Here is a 20982-nt window from a genome sequence, read left to right as displayed (position 1 = left end):
GAGGGGGCAGGGAAGCGGATCCGACCCCGAGATCCGACCAAGTCCGCGGCAAATGGAGCATACCTCTGCCGCGCGGTTTCACAACTGTCATCGCCTCATGACCGTATGAGGGCATGCACATTTCAAATTCGCAGCAGTGCCAATTGCCTCTATCGCCGATCGTTCCTGAACGGAGGCTGAAACAATCGCGGCTATTTCGGGGGCGCCGGTGACGGGCTTGCCGCCGGCGAGGGGCTCGCGGCCGGCTGCGGCTGCGCATTGCCCGATGCCGGCGCGGCCGGCTGCGAGGCTGCGGCCGCCGCCTGCTGCGGCTGCGACGCCGGGTTGATCCAGCAAGCGTGCACACGGCTGTCCAGGGTCTCGGCGACTTTGGGATCGATCTGGCCGCCGAAGCGGGTCAGGCAGCGGAACGCGGCCTGGATATGGCCGCCGGGGCAGCCGAAGCGATCGTACAAGTCGAGATGGCGGAATGCGGTATCGAGGTCATCCCGCCACATCAGCCGCACCACGCGCCGGCCGAGCCAGACGCATTCGGGGTTGCCGGCTGGGCCGCTGATGACTTGGGCTGCTTCGGCGAACTCGTCGGTGCGGCGCTGGTTCTGGGCGGCATCCTTGGCCGCGTCGGCGGGCTGGGCGGCTGCCTTGCTCTGGTCGGGGGCGGGCGTGCCGCTCTGGGCGGAGGCCGCGCCGATACCCATCAGGATGACAAGGGAAGAAACGGCCAAGGTGGCGGCGAGCTGCCGCAGGACCGCATTTCGTAACTCGAACACCCGTTGCCGCATGAATTCCCCAATATATCACTGACCGTCCGCGTCAGGACCTTCGCGGACGCGCCCCGTGATGGCGTCCAAATAGGTCTCCAATGCGGCGGAAAAGTCCTCCCGAGTCCATGGCCTGAATCTGGAATTTTGTCCAGCAAAGTCACGATCCTAGGCCTCGGTCGAACGGCCGCAGGTAAATTCCTCAGGGGAGGGATGTATCCATAACGGAGTCACCCCCTTGGCAGACGGCGTGCTAGCAGGTAATCGACTGCCCTTCGCGGAGGACGGAACCGATTTCTCTTCGTACGCCACTGGCGCTTCTGCTCGTTTCACTGGGTGCGATCGCTGCCGTGTGGTGGTGGCTTGCCACGCCGATCTCGCTCGCGCGCGCCCCGATCGATCCCGCCGACAAGGTCCAGTGCGTCTCCTACGCGCCGTTCCGCGGCGAGCAGTCGCCGCTGAACGCGTGGACCCATATCGAGGCCGACCAGATTGAGCAGGACCTGCGCCAGCTCAAGGAGATCACCGACTGCGTCCGCACCTATTCGATGGAGAACGGGCTCGACCAGGTGCCGGCGATCGCGGCCCGGATCGGTGGACTGAAAGTGCTCCAGGGGATCTGGCTCTCCAGCAACCGCACCAAGAATTTCGAGCAGGCCGCGCTCGCCATTCGCCTTTCCAAGGATTTCCCCGGAACCATCACCAGCATCATCGTCGGCAACGAAGTGCTGCTCCGCGGCGAGATGACGACCGCGGACCTCGTCTCCATCATCCGCTCGGTGAAGGCGCAGGTCAGCGTGCCCGTCACCTATGCCGATGTCTGGGAGTTCTGGCTCAGGAATCGCGAGATCTATGACGCCGTCGACTTCGTCACGATCCACATCCTTCCCTATTGGGAGGACTTCCCGGTCAAGGCGAAGTTTGCCGCCTCCCATGTCGAACAGATCCGCGAGCGCATGGCGGTTGCATTTCCCGGCAAGGAGATCCTGATCGGTGAAACCGGCTGGCCGAGCGAAGGGCGCATGCGCGAGGGCGCGCTGCCTTCGCGCACCAACCAGGCGCGCGTCGTCTCCGAGATCCTGAGTCTGGCGAAAGCGCAGAAATTCCGCGTCAATCTGATCGAGTCCTACGACCAGCCTTGGAAGCGCAAGCTGGAAGGCACCGTCGGCGGCTATTGGGGCCTCTATGACTCGGTGCGCCGGAACCTGAAATATCCGCCGGGCCAGCCGATCAGCAATTTCCCTTACTGGAAATGGTACATGGGCGCCGGCATGGGCCTCTGCGTGCTGGTGTTCGCGGTGGCCGGCCTGACGTTGCGGCGCAGGCCCTGGACGCCGCGTTTCTCGGCTTGGCTCGGTGTGGCGATCTCGGCGACCTCGGCAGGCATCCTGCTCGGGATCGGCGCCGACAAGATGTACTACGAGAGCTACGGCATCGGCGGCTGGCTGCTCTGGGGCACGCTGCTCGCGGCCGGCATCCTGTCGCCGATCTTCTGCGCGCAGGCGATGGTGATCGGCCGCAGCCTTCCGACCTTCCTCGATCTGCTCGGTCCGCGCGAGGGCCGGAAATGGTCGAAGCTCACCGCCGTGCTGGGTCTGACGCTGGCGGTGGCCGCGGTGATCGCGGCGCAGACCGCGCTCGGCTTCGTGTTCGACCCGCGCTACCACGACTTCCCCTACGCCTCGCTGACGATGGCGGTGGTGCCGTTCGCGCTGTTGATGCTGAACCGGCCGCAGATTGGCCAGCGTCCGATCGCGGAATCGGTCTTCGCCGGCGTGCTGACGCTGTCGGCGGCCTATGTGCTCTTCAACGAGGGCCGCGACAATTGGCAGTCGCTGTGGACCTGCGCGATGTATCTCTTGTTCGCGCTCACGCTGTGGCGGGCGCGGGCCGAGCAAATCCAAGAATGAACAGGCCGATCGCCAGGCCCGACAGCACGACATTGTAGAGCACGATGCCGAGACCGGCGGCGATGATGCCGACGGTGAGCAGCACGATCGACGGCCGCATCAGGTTCAGCGTGGCCACCACCAGCGCGACGATGCCGAATACCGAATTCTTGAATAGCACGGTCGAGACCGAGCGCGCCTTGCAGATCAGGGTCTGAAGCCCGGCGTCGCAGGCGAGACCGACCTGCGAGTTTTCGATTCCGAGGTAGCGCAGATAGAGCGCATAGCCGACGGATGCGAAGCCGACGACGATCAGGAACTGCACCTGGTAGGGCGTGAGGCGGAAGGGCTTTTTTGTCATGGCGGCAATATGGTCGGGAAGGAGAGAGGGGGCAACAGGGGAGGCGCAAGTTTCTCGCGCCCTGTGTGAGATCCTTCGCCCATTACGCTGATGAATTGCCGCGAGGTAAGCTACCTTCTGAAGAACGACGACAGCGTCGATCCCGCCGACGCCGTCTCCGGCTTCGGCTGTGCGGCCGGCGGCGCCGCAGGAGCAGGCGCGGGTTCCTCGCGCTTCGACGAGCGTTTCGAGGAATAGCTGCGGCGATGCTTGTCGGGCTTGGCGGCGGGCGCGGGCGCGGGCGCCGGTGCGGTCTCGGCTTGCGGCACCGAGTCCTGGTTCTTGTCGGAGTTCTTCTCCTGAACTCGATCCTGAGTCTTCTCTTGTTTTTCCTGGCCGCCGCGCATCGACAGCCGCTGGCCGTCGAACACGGTGGTCTCGCAGTGGCGGTCGTTCTCGGCGAGGCCGGCGCAGAGTTTTGCCGCAGCCGCTGCATTGATCAGCGGGCCGGCACCGAGGCGGAGCTGCATGCCGAGGCCGGTGTTGCCTTCCTTGATCATGATGATCGGCCGCAGCGCTGCGATCTCGGGATTGGATTTGGTGAGCCCGCGCCACAGCGCGCGCAGTCCGTCGAGCGAGTTGGCGCCACCGAGATCAATCGCAAAGCGCGTCTGCTGGACCGCGATCGCGGGAGCCTCGCTTTCGGCGGCCTCCGGCGGCTTGGTGGGTGCAGCGGCGACTTCGATGGGCGCGGGCGCCGGATCGGGCTTCTTCTCGGCAGCCTTCTCAGCGATCTTCTCAGTGGTCTTCTCAGTGGATTCGGGCTGAACCAGTTTCGGGGCGGCCGGATCGGGCGGCGCCATGATCGATTTGGACGGGACCAACGGAAGCATCGGCAGTGCCGAATTTGTCGCCGGCAACTGCGCGACCAGCGAGGCCGCCGCTGCGCTCTGTGGCGGCGGGCTCGACGGCTCCCTTGCGGCCTCAGTGCGCGGCTTGTCGTTGGCCGGAGCTGGTGTCGAGGCGACCGGCGCGATGCCGGGCGCCGGCGGCCCGATCAAAGCCGGTGCTTCCTGAGGTTTCGCAACGGACGCCTGCGGCGTCGTCTGCTTGGCGATGGCACCGGTGACGGAATCGAGCCCTTGCTCCAGCACGGTGACGCGCGAATAGAGCCGGTCGCGATCGGTGTTCAGCGTCTCGATGGCGGAGGCGAGCCGTCGGGCCTCGTTCTGGCTCTCCTTGGTCAGGATCTGGAGCCGGTCGGCCTGGCGCGCGAGATCGGCGGACGCGACCTGGTCGCGCCGCCAGCCGAGCTGGGCCTGGTTGGCGAACACGGCAATCACCACGGCGCCGACGGCCGCCACGCCCCATGAGCCCAGCCGCCACATCATGCCGCGATCGAACGAACTCTCCTCGGCCACAAGTCCGGAGAACAGCCCGCCGGTCTCCTTGGCGCCGAAGGCATCCGCCAGTGGGTCGGAATCCTTTGCCATGAACGTTAAGTGCCCAACCCCTGTCCGGCTTCCCCGAATCAATCAGGGAACATTAACAGGAAAAGCGTGTCGCACTTGAACTCCGGGCGTTTGCGGGGGTAGCAAGGCGATAGCTCATGAGGGCGGCCGTTGCCGCTGGCGCCGATTGATTCGGCCGATTGACAGGATTTCGATGACCGCGCGTTCCAGCCTCACGATCGTGCTCGCCGCCGGCGAAGGCACGCGTATGCGCTCACACCTGCCGAAAGTGCTGCATCCGGTCGCGCACCAGAGCCTGCTCGCCCACGTGCTCGCCGCGGCGCCCAGGGGAACCGGCACCTCGCTCGCGGTCGTGATCGGACCCGACCATCAGGCGGTGGCGGACGAAGCAAAGCGCATCCGCCCCGACGCGCTCACCTTCGTGCAACATGAACGGCTCGGCACCGCACATGCGGTGCTGGCGGCGCGCGATGCCATTGCGCGGGGCGTGGATGATTTGCTGATTGCGTTCGGCGACACGCCGCTGATCTCGGCCGAGACCTTTGCGCGGCTGCGCGCGCCGCTGGCCAAAGGCGCGGCGATTGCGGCGCTCGGCTTCCGCGCCGCCGATCCCACCGGCTATGGCCGCTTCATCGTCGAGGGCGACCGCCTGGTCGCGATCCGCGAGCAGGCCGATGCCAGCGCCGAGGAGCGCAGGATCGACCTCTGCAATGCCGGGGTCATGGCGATCGACGGCCGCCGCGCGCTCGCGATCCTCGACAAGATCGGCAATGCGAACTCCAAGGGCGAATATTATCTGACCGATGTGGTCGGCATTGTCAGCGAACAGGGATGGGATGCCGTGGTGATCGAAACCAGCGAGGACGAAGTGCGCGGCATCAACACCAAGGCGCAGCTCGCCGAGGCCGAAAGCGTGATGCAGGCGCGGTTGCGGAAAGCGGCTATGGAGGCCGGCGTCACGCTGATCGCGCCCGAAACCGTCTATCTCGCCGCGGATACCGTGTTCGGCAAGGACGTGACGATCGAACCCTTCGTGGTGATCGGCCCCGGCGTTTCGATCGGCGACGGCACGGTGGTCCATTCCTTCTCGCACATCGTCGAGACCACGCTCGGCAAGAAGGTCTCCATCGGCCCCTATGCGCGGCTGCGGCCCGGCACCTCGCTCGGCGACGGCGCGCGCATTGGAAATTTCGTGGAGACCAAGGCCGCGACGCTGGGGGCCGGCGTCAAGGTCAACCATCTCTCCTACATCGGGGACGCCACCATCGGCGCCAATTCCAACATCGGCGCCGGCACCATCACCTGCAACTACGACGGCTTCAAGAAGCACAAGACGATCATCGGGCAGGGCGCCTTCGTCGGCACCAACTCCTCGCTGGTCGCGCCGGTGACCATCGGCAACGGCGCCTATATCGGCTCGGGCTCGGTGATCACGCGCGACGTGCCTGATGACGCCATGGCGCTGGAGCGCAGTCCGCAGACCATCCGCGAAGGTGGTGCGGCGCGCTATCGCGAGATGAAGACGGGTGCCAGGAAGCCTGAAAAGAAGCCGGCGAAATGAGCGGCGCTATTCGTCGTCGGCGAATTCCGAGAAGATCGCGCGCGTCAGGCGCCAGCCGCGCGGCTTGGCACGCTTTGCCGGCTCGCCGGCGACGTGCTTGATGATGACGGGCTTGCTTTCCTTGCCGCGCTGGGGCGGCGGCCAGTGCGCAAGGTGCGTGCCGGTGGTCTCGCTGGCGCGCACCGACATCGATGACAGACTTTTGCGGTCGGATGAGCCTTTCATGGCCTGTCTCCCTGGTACGCAAGGGTTGGCCAAATTCGTTGACAACAAGTTAACGCGCGCGGTTTAAGGCCCAGCCAGTTCGACGCAGGCGAGGCTCGTCGCCGTCGGTGCTGTCTCAATCAGCAATAATTATTGAGTATCTGGTTCCTTAGGAACTTCGCTAAAAACCGAGCGCGTCGTTTAGGCGATTTTTCGACGATTTGGGGGATATTGATCCGCATGTGCGGGATTGTCGGCATTCTCGGGCGCGAGCCGGTTGCAGAGCAATTGGTGGATTCGCTCAAACGTCTTGAATATCGCGGCTATGATTCCGCAGGCGTCGCCACGCTCGAAGGCAAGCATCTCGAGCGCCGCCGCGCCGAGGGCAAGCTGAAGAATCTGGAGAAGCGGCTGGAAGCCGAGCCGCTCAAGGGCACGACCGGAATCGGTCACACCCGCTGGGCCACCCACGGCAAGCCGACCGTCAACAATGCCCATCCGCATGCGACCGAGCGTGTCGCCGTCGTTCACAACGGCATCATCGAGAATTTCCGCGAGCTACGCGAGGAGCTCGAGACGAAAGGCACGGTGTTCCACACCCAGACCGACACCGAGATCGTGCTGCATCTCGTCGACGATCTGCTCACGCGCGGCAACAAGCCGGTGGAAGCGGTGAAATTGACGCTGGCGCGTCTGCGCGGCGCGTTCGCGCTCGGCTTCATCTTCGCCGGCGAGGACGATTTGATGATCGGCGCCCGCAACGGTCCGCCGCTCGCGATCGGCTATGGTGACGGCGAGATGTATCTCGGCTCCGACGCCATCGCGCTTGGGCCGTTCACCGACACGATCAGCTATCTCGAGGACGGCGACTGGGTCGTGCTGACCCATACGAGCGCTGCGATCTTCGACAAGGACGGCCACGCCGTCCAGCGCGAGAAGACCAAGCACGCCGCCTCGACCTCGCTGGTCGACAAGGCCAATTACCGCCACTTCATGGCCAAGGAGATCCACGAGCAGCCGGAAGTGGTCGGCCACACGCTGGCACGCTATGTCGACATGGCGACCGAGCGGGTCTCCCTGCCGGTCAAGCTGCCGTTCGACTTCAAGAACATCCAGCGCATCAACATCACGGCCTGCGGCACCGCGAGCTACGCCGGGTTCGTCGCAAAATACTGGTTCGAGCGTTTCGCGCGCGTGCCGGTCGAGGTCGATGTCGCCTCCGAATTCCGCTACCGCGAGGCGCCGTTGCGCAAGGGAGATCTCGCCATCTTCATTTCGCAGTCGGGCGAGACCGCCGACACCCTGGCCGCGCTGCGCTACGCCAAGGCCGAAGGCGTGCACACGGTGGCCGTCGTCAACGTGCCGACCTCGACGATCGCGCGCGAGAGCGAAACCGTGCTGCCAACGCTGGCCGGCCCCGAGATCGGCGTCGCCTCGACCAAGGCCTTCACCTGCCAGCTCATGGTGCTGGCAAATCTTGCGATCGCGGCCGGCAAGGCCCGCGGCGAACTGTCCGACGAGGACGAGACCAAGCTCGTCCACGGGCTCGTCGAGGTCCCGCGTTTGATGTCGGATGCGCTGACCACCGAGCTCCAGATCGAGAAGCTCGCGCGCGAGATCGCGAAATCGCGTGACGTGCTCTATCTCGGTCGCGGCACCAGCTTCCCGCTCGCGCTCGAAGGCGCGCTGAAGCTGAAGGAGATCTCCTACATCCACGCCGAGGGCTATGCCGCCGGCGAGCTCAAGCACGGTCCGATCGCGTTGATCGACGAGACCATGCCGGTCGTGGTCATCGCGCCCTACGACCGGGTGTTCGAAAAGACCGTTTCCAACATGCAGGAGGTCGCCGCTCGCGGCGGCAAGATCATCCTGATGACCGACGCCAAAGGCGCGGCGGAGGCGACCGTCGAGTCCCTCGTCACCATCGTCATGCCTGACATGGCGGCGGCGTTCACGCCGATGGTCTATGCCGTCCCCGTTCAGCTGCTCGCCTATCATACGGCGGTCATCATGGGGACCGACGTCGACCAGCCGCGCAATCTCGCGAAATCCGTGACCGTGGAATAGGCAGAAGGGTCGGGCCGGAACGCTTCGTGGTCTTCCAAAACCTGCTAGAAGAACCTAGCTTGAACGAAGCGACCGACCTGGAACCCGAATGAACCCCCGTGACGACGCGCCAGCGCCTCTTGATCCCGTGCCGGAGCCGCATACCGGCCTGATAGGCCGCTTCCGCAATTATTTCCTCACCGGTCTCGTGGTGACGGGACCGGTTGCGATCACCTTTTATCTGGTTTGGTGGTTCGTCACCTGGGTTGATGGCGTGGTGCGGCCGTTCGTGCCGCTGGCCTATCGGCCTGAAACCTACATGCCGTACGTCATCCCCGGCTGGGGACTGATCGTCGCATTTTTCACGTTGACGCTGGTCGGCTTCCTCGCCGCCAATCTGATCGGCCGGACACTGGTCGATGTCGGCGAGACCTTCCTCGGCCGCATTCCGGCGGTGCGCGCCATCTACCGCGGCCTCAAGCAGGTGTTCGAGACGCTGTTCTCGGGCAAGGGCTCGAGCTTCCGCAAGGTCGGCCTGGTCGAGTTTCCCTCGCCGGGCATGTGGTCGATCGTGCTGATCTCGCAAGCGCCGAACGAGGACGTCTCCCGCAGCCTGCCGGGTCAGGAGGAGCACGTCTCGGTGTTCCTGCCTTGCTCGCCTAACCCGACCACCGGCTTCTTCTTCTACGTGCCCAAGAGCAAGATTGTCGAGGTCGACATGAGCACCGAAGACGCGGCGACGCTGATCATGTCGGCCGGAGTCGTGCAGCCGGGCTCGGCGCCCGACTCGAAGAAGGCGGCGGCGCTGGCGGGCATGGCAAATGCCGCGCGTATTGCCAACGCCTCGGCGCTCCAGCCCCAGCCTGCGAAGGTGGAGTAGGGCCATTCCTTTGCGGGATGGCCGCCGTTCACGCGGGCGTTCGCATCCCTGCCAGGGCGTGTACTCATGTACGTCAGCTTGGCAGTCACGGCGGAAAGCTGTGATTCAAGCCTGACAGGTGCCTTGTCACCCAAAACGAGTGCAAGGAGCTATTGCAGCTTGTGGCGTCATTTCATTTCTGCTTACTGCTGAGCGCTAGGTGTAAGCCGATATCCCAATTGAGATCCGCGCCAATGCTCACCATTTATGGCCGTAAATCGTCATTCAACTTGCAGAAGGTGATGTGGCTGGTCGATGAGCTCGGCATCGCGCACAAGCATGTCGAGCTTGGAGGCTCGTTCGGGGGCCTCGACACGCCTGAATTCCTGGCCATGAACCCGCATGGCCGCGTTCCAGTGATTGATGACTCCGGCGTCGTCGTCTGGGAGTCGCACGCCATCTTGAGATATCTTGCGGCCAAATACGCTTCCGAAACGTCGTTCTGGAAGGCGAATCCGGCTGAGCGCGCGAAGGCAGACCAATGGATGGATTGGTCGCAAACCGCGTTGCAGCCGGCATTCATGGTTGGTGTGTTTTGGGGTTGGTACCGGACGCCCGAAGCGCAACGCAATTTGGCTGCGGTTGACAAAGCTCTGGAACAAACCAGCCGTTATCTGAAGCACATCGACTATCAGTTGAAAGGCAGCTGTTTCGTACTCGGAGACCAGCTATCACTCGCCGATATTCCGATAGGAACCCATCTTTATCGCTATCTCAATCTTGACCTTCCGCGCCCGAACTTGCCGAACGTTGAGCGCTGGTATGAGCGGCTGCAATCGAGGTCCGCCTACAATGAGCATGTGTGCGTACCATTCGACGAGCTCTACGGCCGGCTTGACTTTTGATTTGCACATCAGGGCGTATGATCAAGGGAGGGGATGCCCATGGCAATTCTCACTCGCGTCGAACCAAATTGGACAATTCGGCCATTCCGACTTGGCGACGCGCCGGCGGCGCGGCGGCTCATCGAAGCTGTTTGGCATGAGCATTTCCGTGATCACCCCGACACTTTTGTGCGGGACTTCATTTATTCGCGGCTATCGGACCTCGACAAGGCGGAAACTGTCTACGCCGATCGATCTCTCTTTTTGTGTGCGATCGCTGGAAACGAAATCATCGGTACCGGTGCGATCAAGCGTTTTGACGATCGTCAATGCGAAATGGTTCGCATGTTTGTCGCCCCAATCTACCGAGGCCGCGGGATCGCACGAGCTATCTCGGATGCACTTATCAGCTTTGCCCGCAGCGCAGGATACGATCGCATACGCTTGTCAAGCAACAACGCGCTGACGGCCTCGCATCGTCTATACGAAAGGATCGGATTCCAACCTACGACTCCCTGGGAACAAGGCGGCGAAGCTTACTCGCGTTACTATGCCCTTAGGATATCTGGCTAGGTGATTGCGGGCCTTGGGTGAGCTGCGCCAGCGCGCGCTATCACGGACAGAGCAGACTCACACGAAGTGCAACACAAGTTTATGAGTACACGCCCCGGTCTTCCGGTTAGATTGAGCGCCTCGCCTGGAATTCGACTTTGCTTCGACCTGGAGTGCACGATGTCCAAAACCATTGCGATCCTCGCGCCCGGTGCCATGGGCAGTGCCGTGGCCCGACGTCTCAGCGAAAATGGTGCGCGCGTGCTGACGTCGTTGAACGGGCGGAGCGAGGCGACGCGCAAACGCGCGGCGGATGCCGGCATGATCGGCGCCGAGGACGACGCGATCGCGGAGGCCGACATCATCCTCTCGATCGTGCCGCCGGGCGAAGCGGTGGCGCTCGCCGAGCGGCTGGCTGGGCTGATCGTCCGGCGCGAGAAGAAGCCGGTCGTGGTCGATTGCAATGCCGTCAACGTCGATACCGTGATGAGGATCGAGGAGATCATCGGCTCGGCTCAGGCGCCGTTCGTCGATGCCGGCATCATCGGGTTCCCGCCCCAGCCCGGCGGCAAGAGCCCCGCGTTCTACATGTCCGGCGAGCACGCCAAGGACGTCGCCGTGCTGAAGGATTTCGGGCTCGACGTGCGGATCGTCGAAGGGCCGGTCGGTGCCGCGTCCGCGCTCAAAATGTCCTACGCCGGTATCGTCAAGGGCCTCGCCGGCATCGGCTCGGCGATGGTGGTCGCGGCAACGAAAGCGGGGGCTGCCGATGCGCTGCGCGACGAACTCGCACGCAGCCAGCCCGCGGTTCTGGCCCGCCTCGAAGTCGCGCTGCCGGACATGATCCCGAAGGCCTATCGCTGGGTTGCGGAGATGCGGGAGATTTCCGGCTTTCTCGGCCCCGATCATCCGGCCAGCCAGGTTTACGAAGGCTTTGCGCGCTGGTTCGAGCATCTCGCCGAGGACGCGAAAGGCGACGCGGCGGATACCGATCTGATGAAGGCATTCGCCGCGGGCATCGCGCAGAAGAAATCCTGATTGTCCGGTCTCAGGTCACGGTCATCGATCATGTGCCGTGCACCGAGTCCAGAAAACCCTGGATGTCCCGATCGCGTCTCAAGCGCACGACCGGGACGTCAGCGCCATACTGCACACGCTCGGCCTCGATGACAGGCGCGCGCTCGGTGTCGTAGCGCCACGCCTCCCGCATCAATTTCCAGTCGAATTGTTCGGGACACCCCTCCGGGAGGTCGGGCCGGGTCCTGTCGCGATCGAAGGCGGAGCGCAGGAGAATGCGCCACTGGCAGAGCCAGCGCGGGCGGTCGATGACGACCAGCGCATCGGCGCGCGCCAGCGTGAGATCGAAGGCAAGTCCCGAGAAGCTGCCGTCGACAACCCATGCGTCGCCCGCGATCGCATCAGCGACGCGCGCCCGGAAGCTCGGCTTGTCGGATGGCTTCCATCCCGGCCGCCAGTAGAGCACGTCGAGATGCACCACCGGCAGCCCGAGCATTCGCCCGAGATTCCGGGAGAGGCTCGTCTTTCCGCTACCCTGACAGCCTACGACGATGATCCGGCGCATCATCGTAGGGTTCCATAAAGTCGGGCCGAGGGAAAGAGGAGGCCTCCTGAACGCGCTTTATTCCTGGCATGTAATTGAGCCAATTCGCAGCTTGGCTACTGTCCCGTCATCCAGCCGACAGGACGCATTCAATCAAGCCTCCTATCGCGCGTGCGTCGGTGCATCAGGAGAGAGAAATGCAAGTCGTGTTTACGCGGAAGGAGCCGCCGCAATGGCTGCTCGACATGTGGCAGGAGATCGACGACAAGACCTTTGGACGAGGCTTCGACTGTTTTACGGAAGACACCGTCTGCAATCTCGGCGTCGCCGATTGGAGGGGGCGCGAGGCGATCCGCGCCAATCTGAAGGCCTTCATCGACACCGGATTCACCGCGCTCCATCACGTCACCGAATATTGGGATGCGGGCTCGCTGAAGGTGTTTCGGGGTGTCGTGGACATGACACCCAGTGATCCCTCGATGAAGACGGTTCATCCCACGATGACGCACTTCTTCTACATGGACGAGAGGGACGACACCAAGGTACGGCACTGGGTCGGCGCCGTGGGGCCGGTCGCCTTCGGTTGATCGTCACGAACCTGCTGCCATCCGCCGCGGGGCCCCCGCGCGCCCCCCCCCCGGGGGGGTTGGGCGCCCCCCCCAAGGCCCGGAAGGTAACAGGGCGCAGAAAACGCCCCCCCCCGCCCCCCACCCCCCTCTCGCCCCGGGGGGGGGCGGGGGGGGGCGGGCCCCTGCTGTTGGCGCCCCCCCCCGCCCCCCCCGGGGGGGGGGGCCCCGGGGCGCCCCCCCGCCGATGCGTGTTGACGAGACCGCAGATCGACAGGAAGGATCAGTCGGCCATGAAAGCGACGGCCAGTGCCCTCAAGACGCGCACCAGTTCCGCGGGCGCGCTGCTGCGTCAATGGCGGGACATTCGCGGTAAGACACAGCTCGATCTGTCCTTCGACGCCGGCGTCTCGCAGAAGCACATCAGCTTCGTCGAGAGCGGCCGCAGCGTTCCGAGCCGCCAGATGCTGCTCGATCTTGCGCAAGCCCTCGACGTGCCCTTACGCGAACGCAACGAGCTGCTGCTGGCGGCCGGCTATGCGCCGTCCTATTCCGATCCCGCGCTCGATGCGCCCGCCATGACGAGCATCAACCGTGCCCTGCAACGCATGCTGCGTCAGCATGAGCCGTTTCCCGCCATCGTCATGGACCGCTATTGGAACGTGCTGATGACCAACGAGGCTGCGCCGCTTCTGTTCAATTGCTTCATCGACATGTCCGCGCGGCCGGCGCCACGAAATCTTTTGCATCTCATGTTCGACCCGGACGGCATGCGTCCCTTCATCGCGAACTGGCCGCAGACCGCGCGCGGGCTGCTCGCACGGGTGTATCGCGAGGCGGTCGGACACGTGGTTGACATCAGGACGAAGGCGCTGCTGAAGGAATTGTCGCAGTACCCCGGGGTGAAGCCGGAATGGCGTGCGCCGTCGGCGTCCGATGCGATGCCGATGATCCCGCTGTCCTTCGTCAAGGACGGTGTGACGCTGGACTACTTCTCCCTGATCACGACGGTCGGAACGCCGCAGACGGTGACTGCGGAGGAACTGCGGCTCGAGTGCATGTTCCCCGCCAACGATGCGACCGAAGCCGCGCACGGCAGGTTCTTGCGCGCGCACGCCGGCTGAGGAGACGTCGCGAGGTTCATCTGATATGACTTTTGCGGAAGCGGTCGCTCGGCAATGGGAGTTCGAATGAGAGTACTTGTAATCGGCGCGGGAGCGCTTGGAGGCTATTACGGAGCGCGTCTGGTCCGAGCCGGCGGCGACGTGATCTTTCTGGTGCGGGCCGGGCGTGCGGAGCAATTGCGGCGGAATGGATTGCAGGTCGTGAGCCCGCATGGCGACTTCGCCGTGCAGCCGAAGGTCATCCTGGCCAACGATCTCAAGGAAACGTTCGACGTCGTGCTCGTCGGGGTGAAATCCTACTCGCTCGACGATGCGATGGTCCAGTTTGCCCCGGCGGTCGGCGCCAACACGATGATTTTGCCGATCCTCAACGGCTTGAAACATGTCGACGCCCTGACTGCGCGGTTCGGTGCGAGGTGCGTCCTCGGCGGGCTCGCGAATGTCAGTGCCGGGCTCGATGCGGATGGCCGTGTCGTTCAGTTCATGGCCAATCAGACGATTGTCTTCGGGGAGATCGAGGGTTCGCTGAGCGAGCGTGTGCTTGCCCTGGAGACGCTGCTGCACGTGCCCGGTATCGACGTGCGCGCCAGCGAAGCGATCATGCAGGACATGTGGGAGAAATTCGTCCAGCTCAGCACGCTAGCCGGCATCACCTGCCTGATGCGTGCAAGCATCGGAGACATTCTGTCCGTGCCGAACGGCGAGCAATCTATTTTCCGCCTGTTTGCGGAATGCTGTGCCGTCGCGACGGCCTCGGGTTTTGAGCCGCGAGCGCCTTTCATCGAGTTTGACCGGAAGCTGTTCACGACCCCGGACTCCCCGCTCAAGGCCTCGATGCTGCGTGATATCGAGCGCGGTTCGATCACCGAGGCGGACCACATCCTCGGCGATATGGCCAACCGGGCCCGTGCACTCGGCGTCGACACGCCGCTGCTGGATTTGGCCCGCGCGCATGTGGCGGCCTATGAGATCGGGCGCCAGAGAGCGGCCAGCTAACCCGCCCCGATCAGCGGGATCGCTTCATCCCGCTCATACAGATACAGCAGGCATCGCAGTGCCTCGCCGCGCTCGCCCTTGAGTTTCGGATCGTCCTTCAGGATGCGCAGCGCCTCGTCGCGGGCCTGCGTGATGAGCTGGCCGTGCACCTCCGACCGGGCGATGCGGTAGCCGGGCAGGCCGCTCTGGCGCACGCCGAGCACATCGCCTTCGCCGCGCAGCTTCAGATCTTCCTCGGCGATGCGAAAACCGTCGGTGGTCTCGCGGATCACCTTCAGTCGCGCCTTCGACATTTCGCCGAGCGGCTCGGAGTAGAGCAGCAGACAGGTCGAGGCCTCCGAGCCGCGCCCGATGCGGCCGCGCAATTGATGAAGCTGGGCGAGGCCAAAGCGTTCGGCGTTCTCGATCACCATGATGGTCGCCGCCGGCACGTCGACACCGACCTCGACCACGGTGGTCGCGACCAGCAGCCCGATCTCGTGGGCGGCGAACTGGCCCATGACGCGGTCCTTCTCGGTGCCCTTCATCTGGCCGTGGACAAGGCCGACGCGGTCGCCGAAACGCTTCTGGAGGCTTTCGAAGCGCTTGGTGGCATTGGTTAGGTGCTCGGTGCCCTCGGCCTCGGATTCCTCGACCAGCGGGCAGATCCAGTAGACCAGCTTGCCGGATTCGAGCGCGCGGCCGATGCTGTCGGTGACCTCGCCGAGGCGGCTCATCGAGATGGTGCGGGTTTCGATCGGCTGGCGGCCGGCGGGCTTCTCCCTGAGCTCGCTGATGTCCATGTCGCCGAAATAGGTCAGCACCAGCGTGCGCGGAATCGGCGTGGCGCTCAGCACCAGCACGTCGACGGCCTCGCCCTTCGACGTCAGCGCCAGCCGCTCGCGCACGCCAAATCGATGCTGCTCGTCGACGACGGCGAGGGCGAGATCGCTAAAGATCACGTCGTCCTGGATCAACGCATGGGTGCCGACGAGCAGGTCGATCTCGCCGGCTTCGAGTTGTGCCAAGAGTTCCCGCCGCTCCTTGCCCTTTTCGCGGCCGGTGAGGATCGCGACCCGCATGCCCGCACGCTCGGCCAGCGGCGCGATGGTCTTGATGTGCTGACGCGCCAGGATTTCGGTCGGCGCCATCAGGGCGGCCTGCTTGCCGACCTCGGTGACGGCAGCGGCGGCGAGCAGCGCGACCACGGTCTTGCCGGAGCCGACGTCGCCCTGGAGCAGACGCAACATGCGCACCGGCTGTTGCAGATCGCTCGCGATGGCGGCTGCCGCGTCGCGCTGGGAGGACGTCAGCGCATAGGGCAGGGCGTCGATGATCTTGTTGCGGAGGTGCCCGTCGCCGGCGTTGCGCACGCCGGCCGGGCGGCGCAATTGGGCGCGAATCAGGGCAAGGGCGAGTTGTCCGGCCAGGAGTTCGTCGAACGCGAGACGGGACCAGAACGGCTGGTCGGGCAGAATGTCGGTGAGCTCAACCGGCTGGTGCACGCGGGTGAGCGCCTCGGCGATCGGCGGGAAGCCGCAGCGGCGCAGCACCTCCGGGCTGATCCATTCCGGCAGTGCCGGCAGCTTCAGCAGCGCCTGCGCGACCGCGCGGCGCAGCGAGCCGAGTGCAAGGCCTTCGGTCAAGGGATAGACGGGATCGATGCCGGAGAGTTTGGAAATCGCCTCCTCGTCCAGCACCCGGTCGGGATGCACGATCTGCGGGATGCCGTCGTACATCTGGAGCGTGCCGGAGACGAAGCGCTTCTCGCCGATCGGCAGCAGCTTCTCGACATAGCCGGGCTTTGCGCGGAAGAACGTCAGCACGACGTCGCCGGTATCGTCGCTGGCGTAGACGAGGTAGGGCGCGCGGGCATTGCGCGGCGGGGGCGGGCGGTGGCGGTCGACCGTGACCTCCAGCGTCACCATAGTTCCCTGCACGGCGTCGCGGATCTTCGGCCGCGCGCGGCGGTCGATGACCTGGCTCGGCAAATGCAGCAACAGATCGACCAGCCGCGGCGTCTCATTGCGGCTGAGCAGATATTGCAGCAGCTTGTCCTGCTTCGGACCGACGCCGGGTAGGCTGGTCACGGGGGCAAACAGCGGATTGAGCAGGCTGGGGCGCATCAGGCGAACCTAGGATCGTTTTCGCTCGTCATGCCCGGCTTTATGCCCGGCATCCACGTGTTTTTTCGTGTCCCTGCGGCGGCAGCGGCCATGACAAATCGAGGGCTGACAGGGCCCGCCCGAGTGGCTATATCACCCCGGCCCGGCACGTCCGGGCTTTTGGCGTTTGACTGGAATTGAGACATGACGGGAACGACACGATCGAGCGACGGGCTGGACGACCGCCGCAAGCGGCTTCTGTTCCGCTGCTGGCACCGCGGCACGCGCGAGATGGACCTGATCCTCGGACGCTTCGCGGATGCCGAGATCGGCAATCTGTCCGACGACGAGCTGACGCAGCTCGAGACCCTGCTCGAAGAGGCCGATCCCGACCTCTACGCCGCCATCACCGGCGACGAGGTGCTTCCCGCCGAAGTCATCGGCCCGCTGTTTGCGCGCATCAAGGCGTTTCCGATCGCGGACCGCGACGTATGAAGCAGGGGATGAAATCGCCGGCCGAGCTGCTCACGCCCGGCCGCGCGCTGACGCTTGCCAATGTTGCCGAGGGCGCCGAGGGCCTCGTCGTCTCCGATCTCGCGCGCGCAATCGCGGCGCGGCCGAAGAAGCCGGCCGTCAGCCTCGCGGTGATCTGCCGCGACGGGCCGCGGATGCAGCAGCTCGAACGTGCCCTGCAATTCTTCGCGCCCGATTTGCCCGTGCTGACCTTCCCGGCCTGGGACTGCCAGCCCTATGACCGCGTCTCGCCGCATGGCGGTGTCCTCGCGCAGCGCCTGACGACGCTGGCACGGCTGGCGTCCCTGACCGGTAGCGACAAGCCGCTGATCGTGCTGACCACGGTGAACGCCGTCGTGCAGCGCGTGCCGGCGCGCGAGCTCGTCGCGGCGCAGGCGCTGTCGGTCGCGCCGGGCAACGTCGTGCCGATGGACACCATCATCGCCTGGCTCGAGCACAACGGCTACAATCGCTCCTCGACCGTGCGCGAGCCCGGCGAATACGCCGTGCGCGGCGGCATTCTGGACCTGTTTCCGGCCGGCCTGGAACAGCCCGTCCGCTTCGACTTCTTCGGCGACAGCCTGGAATCGATCCGCACCTTCGATGCCGAGACCCAGCGCACGCTGCTCGACATGCGCGCGCTCGATCTCGTGCCGATCTCAGAATTCCAGCTCGTCACCGACACCATCCGCCGCTTTCGCATGGGGTATGTCGCCGAGTTCGGCGCGCCCGAGCGCGACGATGCGCTCTACGAAGCCGTCAGCGAGGGCCGCCGTCATCCCGGCATGGAGCACTGGCTGCCGCTGTTCCAGGACCGGATGGACACGCTGTTCGACTATCTGCAGGGCGCGGCGATCGCGATCGAGCCGCAGGCCGAGGACGCCATCCGCGAGCGCTTCAAGCAGATCCTCGACTATTACCAGGCCCGCCGCGATGCGATGGAGCATCCGGGCGGCGGCGCCATCTACAAGCCGCTGCCGCCTGACCGGCTCTATCTGACCGAGGAGGAGTGGGGCAAGCGCGAGAGCGGGATGCCGCTGGTGCGGCTGACACAGTTTTCGGTGCCTGCCGATGGTACCAGTGTGGTGGATGCCGGGGCACGCAAGGGCCGCGACTTCGCGCCGGAGCGCAACGACAACAAGGTCAACGTCTTCGAAGCCGTCGTCGCACATGTGCATGGGCTGCTGACAAGCCGCAAGAAGGTGGTCATCGCGCTCTGGACGGAGGGCTCGAGGGACCGCATGACCTCGATGCTGCGCGATCACAAGCTCACCCCTGTAACCAGCGTCAACAGCTGGCGCACGGTGCAGGCGACCCCGCGCAACGAGACCATGCTTGCCGTGCTCGGCCTCGAAAGCGGTTTCGAGACCGACGAGATCGCTGTCATCAGCGAGCAGGACATTCTTGGCGATCGCCTGGTGCGGCCGCGCAAGGCGAGCCGCAAGCTCGACAATTTCATCTCGGAGGTGACGAGCCTCGCCGCCGGCGACATCGTCGTCCACGTCGACCACGGTATCGGCCGCTTCATCGGCCTGCAGACGCTCGACGTCGCCGGCGCGCCACATGACTGCCTCGAGCTGCATTATGCCGCCGAGACCAAGCTGTTCCTGCCGGTCGAGAACATCGAGCTGCTGTCGCGCTATGGCTCCGACCAGACCTCAGTCGAACTCGATCGTCTCGGCGGCTCGGGTTGGCAGACGCGCAAGGCCAAGCTCAAGAACCGCATCCGTGAGATCGCGGGCGAGCTGATCAAGATCGCCGCCGAGCGCCACCTGCATGAGGCGCCAAAGCTGCCGGTGCAGCCGGGCCTCTACGACGAGTTCTGCGCGCGCTTCCCCTATGACGAGACCGAGGATCAGCTCGGCGCGATCGAGTCCACGCTGAAGGACCTCGAGCTCGGCCGTCCCATGGACCGGCTGATTTGCGGCGACGTCGGCTTCGGCAAGACCGAGGTGGCCTTGCGCGCCGCCTTCGCCGTGGCGCTGGAAGGCAAGCAGGTCGCGGTCGTGGTGCCGACCACGCTGCTCGCCCGTCAGCACCACAAGACGTTCACCGACCGCTTCAAGGGTTTCCCGGTGCAGGTCGCGCAGGCCTCGCGCCTGGTGCCGGCCAAGCAGCTCAATCTGGTCAAGAAAGGCCTCACCGACGGTTCGGTCGATATCGTCGTCGGCACCCACGCGCTGCTCAGCAAGTCGATCAAGTTCCGCGACCTCGGCCTGCTGATCGTCGACGAGGAGCAGCATTTCGGCGTCACCCACAAGGAGCGGCTGAAGCAGCTCCGCGCCGAGGTGCACGTGCTGACGCTGTCGGCGACGCCGATTCCGCGCACGCTTCAATTGGCGCTCACCGGCGTGCGCGAGCTCTCGATCATCGCCTCGCCGCCGGTCGACCGTCTCGCGGTCCGCACCTTCGTCGCCCCGCATGATCCCTTGATGATCCGCGAGGCGCTGCTGCGCGAGCGCTATCGCGGCGGCCAGGCGTTCTACGTGGTGCCGCGCATTGACGACCTCGCCGAGGTCAAGGATTTCCTCGACAAGAACGTGCCGGAGATGAAGGTCGCGGTCGCGCACGGGCAGATGCCGCCCGCCGTGATCGAGGACATCATGACCGCGTTCTACGACGGCAAGTTCGACATCCTGCTGTCGACCACGATCGTGGAATCCGGCCTCGACATCCCCAACGCCAACACGCTGATCGTGCATCGGGCGGACATGTTCGGCCTCGCCCAACTCTACCAGCTCCGCGGCCGCGTCGGCCGTTCCAAGCTGCGGGCCTATGCGCTGTTCACGCTGCCGGCGCAGCAGAAGATCACGGCGCAGGCCGAGCGCCGGCTCACCGTGCTGCAATCGCTGGAGACGTTGGGCGCGGGCTTCCAGCTCGCCTCGCACGACCTCGATATCCGCGGCGCCGGCAACATCCTGGGCGAGCAACAGTCCGGCCACATCAAGGAGGTCGGCTTCGAGCTCTACCAGTCGATGCTGGAGGAGGCGATCGTCAACCTCAAGGCCGGCGTGTCCGAGCCCGCCGCCGATCGCTGGTCGCCGACGATCACCATCGGCATGCCCGTGCTGATTCCGGAGGACTATGTCGGCGATCTCTCGGTGCGGCTGTCGCTCTACCGGCGGCTCGCCGACCTCGACAGCGAGGAGGAGATCGAGAACTTCGGTGCCGAGATGCGCGATCGTTTCGGCGTGCTGCCGGACGAGGTGCGCTATTTGTTCAAGGTCGCCGCGATCAAGGCGTTCTGCCGCCAGGCTAATGTCGGCAAGATCGATGCCGGTCCGAAGGGCGCCGTCATCGCCTTCCGAGACAATTCCTTCGCCCATCCCGATCGGCTGGTGAGCTTCATCCGCAGCCACGGCCAGGCCGCGAAGGTGCGGCCCGACATGAAGGTGGTGTTCCTGCAAGACTGGGAGACGCCGGAAGAGCGTCTGGCCGGCACCACCGAGATCATGCGCCAGCTGGCGCAGCTCGCGCAGAGCAAGAAGGCGGCGTGAGCGAGGTGCCGTAGGGTGGGCAAAGCGAAGCGTGCCCACCACCATCGTCAACTTTGGAAAATGGTGGGCACGG

Annotated in this window: 18 protein-coding genes; 12 read left to right on the top strand and 6 right to left on the bottom strand. The window is 64.9% G+C overall.

The genetic code is table 11. The features are described from left to right. Positions 1-191: 191 nt before the first annotated feature. Positions 192-782: a hypothetical protein gene (locus AC0L3A_RS04020; RefSeq protein WP_007590816.1), complete on the bottom strand. Its 591-nt coding sequence runs from the start codon at positions 780-782 to the stop codon at positions 192-194. Positions 783-1111: 329 nt separating this feature from the next. On the opposite strand from AC0L3A_RS04020, the gene AC0L3A_RS04015 reads away from it, so the two are divergent. Next, positions 1112-2671 (top strand): glycoside hydrolase family 17 protein, encoded by a 1560-nt coding sequence (locus AC0L3A_RS04015; RefSeq protein WP_007590821.1) that lies wholly within the window; start codon positions 1112-1114, stop codon positions 2669-2671. Here the strand turns inward: AC0L3A_RS04015 and AC0L3A_RS04010 are convergent. Beyond that, on the bottom strand, positions 2631-3011 hold the full coding sequence (locus AC0L3A_RS04010) for a hypothetical protein (RefSeq protein WP_007590823.1): 381 nt from the start codon (positions 3009-3011) through the stop codon (positions 2631-2633). The genes AC0L3A_RS04015 and AC0L3A_RS04010 overlap by 41 nt on opposite strands. A gap of 110 nt (positions 3012-3121) precedes the next feature. Then, complete coding sequence (locus AC0L3A_RS04005) at positions 3122-4483, bottom strand: hypothetical protein (protein ID WP_473253649.1); 1362 nt, start codon at positions 4481-4483, stop codon at positions 3122-3124. Positions 4484-4655: 172 nt separating this feature from the next. On the opposite strand from AC0L3A_RS04005, the gene glmU reads away from it, so the two are divergent. Further along, positions 4656-6023, top strand: coding sequence for a bifunctional UDP-N-acetylglucosamine diphosphorylase/glucosamine-1-phosphate N-acetyltransferase GlmU (glmU, locus tag AC0L3A_RS04000; protein ID WP_473253648.1), 1368 nt, complete (start codon positions 4656-4658; stop codon positions 6021-6023). 6 nt (positions 6024-6029) lie between these two features. On the opposite strand, the gene AC0L3A_RS03995 is transcribed toward glmU, so the two are convergent. Beyond that, positions 6030-6248, bottom strand: coding sequence for a hypothetical protein (locus AC0L3A_RS03995; protein ID WP_007590828.1), 219 nt, complete (start codon positions 6246-6248; stop codon positions 6030-6032). 219 nt (positions 6249-6467) lie between these two features. Here AC0L3A_RS03995 and glmS point away from each other — a divergent pair, with 219 nt between their 5' ends. The 5 genes from glmS to AC0L3A_RS03970 all read left to right on the top strand — a co-directional run bounded on the left by glmS (position 6468) and on the right by AC0L3A_RS03970 (position 11606). Further along, the gene (gene glmS, locus AC0L3A_RS03990; protein ID WP_007590830.1) at positions 6468-8294 is read left to right on the top strand and encodes a glutamine--fructose-6-phosphate transaminase (isomerizing); all 1827 of its coding nucleotides are present in this window, start codon (positions 6468-6470) and stop codon (positions 8292-8294) included. A gap of 88 nt (positions 8295-8382) precedes the next feature. After that, positions 8383-9153 carry a DUF502 domain-containing protein gene (locus tag AC0L3A_RS03985; RefSeq protein WP_007590844.1) on the top strand — a complete coding sequence of 257 codons (771 nt, stop codon included), beginning with the start codon at positions 8383-8385 and terminating at the stop codon, positions 9151-9153. A gap of 233 nt (positions 9154-9386) precedes the next feature. Continuing rightward, positions 9387-10037, top strand: a complete 651-nt coding sequence (locus AC0L3A_RS03980) for a glutathione S-transferase family protein (RefSeq protein ID WP_473253647.1) — start codon at positions 9387-9389, stop codon at positions 10035-10037. 39 nt (positions 10038-10076) lie between these two features. Beyond that, positions 10077-10589 carry a GNAT family N-acetyltransferase gene (locus AC0L3A_RS03975; RefSeq protein ID WP_473253646.1) on the top strand — a complete coding sequence of 171 codons (513 nt, stop codon included), beginning with the start codon at positions 10077-10079 and terminating at the stop codon, positions 10587-10589. Between the two features lie 159 nt (positions 10590-10748). Further along, positions 10749-11606, top strand: coding sequence for an NAD(P)-dependent oxidoreductase (locus AC0L3A_RS03970; RefSeq protein ID WP_473253645.1), 858 nt, complete (start codon positions 10749-10751; stop codon positions 11604-11606). Between the two features lie 28 nt (positions 11607-11634). Here the strand turns inward: AC0L3A_RS03970 and AC0L3A_RS03965 are convergent, their stop codons facing one another. Further along, positions 11635-12153, bottom strand: coding sequence for a P-loop NTPase family protein (locus AC0L3A_RS03965; protein WP_473253644.1), 519 nt, complete (start codon positions 12151-12153; stop codon positions 11635-11637). Positions 12154-12326: 173 nt separating this feature from the next. On the opposite strand from AC0L3A_RS03965, the gene AC0L3A_RS03960 reads away from it, so the two are divergent. The 3 genes from AC0L3A_RS03960 (at position 12327) to panE (ending at position 14815) form a co-directional block, all read left to right on the top strand. After that, a complete protein-coding gene (locus AC0L3A_RS03960; RefSeq protein WP_473253643.1) occupies positions 12327-12716 on the top strand; it encodes a nuclear transport factor 2 family protein in 390 nt (129 codons plus the stop codon). A 272-nt stretch (positions 12717-12988) separates the two neighbouring features. Continuing rightward, positions 12989-13819, top strand: a complete 831-nt coding sequence (locus tag AC0L3A_RS03955) for a helix-turn-helix domain-containing protein (RefSeq protein WP_473253642.1) — start codon at positions 12989-12991, stop codon at positions 13817-13819. 66 nt (positions 13820-13885) lie between these two features. Further along, positions 13886-14815, top strand: coding sequence for a 2-dehydropantoate 2-reductase (panE, locus tag AC0L3A_RS03950; protein ID WP_473253641.1), 930 nt, complete (start codon positions 13886-13888; stop codon positions 14813-14815). Here the strand turns inward: panE and recG are convergent. Further along, positions 14812-16920: an ATP-dependent DNA helicase RecG gene (recG, locus tag AC0L3A_RS03945; RefSeq protein ID WP_473253639.1), complete on the bottom strand. Its 2109-nt coding sequence runs from the start codon at positions 16918-16920 to the stop codon at positions 14812-14814. The two genes, panE and recG, sit on opposite strands and share 4 nt — an antisense overlap. Before the next feature lie 183 nt (positions 16921-17103). On the opposite strand from recG, the gene AC0L3A_RS03940 reads away from it, so the two are divergent. Next, positions 17104-17394, top strand: coding sequence for an FAD assembly factor SdhE (locus tag AC0L3A_RS03940; RefSeq protein ID WP_473253638.1), 291 nt, complete (start codon positions 17104-17106; stop codon positions 17392-17394). Beyond that, positions 17391-20909: a transcription-repair coupling factor gene (mfd, locus tag AC0L3A_RS03935; RefSeq protein ID WP_473253637.1), complete on the top strand. Its 3519-nt coding sequence runs from the start codon at positions 17391-17393 to the stop codon at positions 20907-20909. The genes AC0L3A_RS03940 and mfd overlap by 4 nt, the downstream gene beginning before the upstream one ends. Positions 20910-20982 lie beyond the last annotated feature (73 nt).

The organism is Bradyrhizobium sp. MI1.3 (assembly GCF_055811695.1).
Note: the sequence above shows the minus strand (reverse complement) of the source record. Positions and strands in the feature narration are given on the sequence as shown.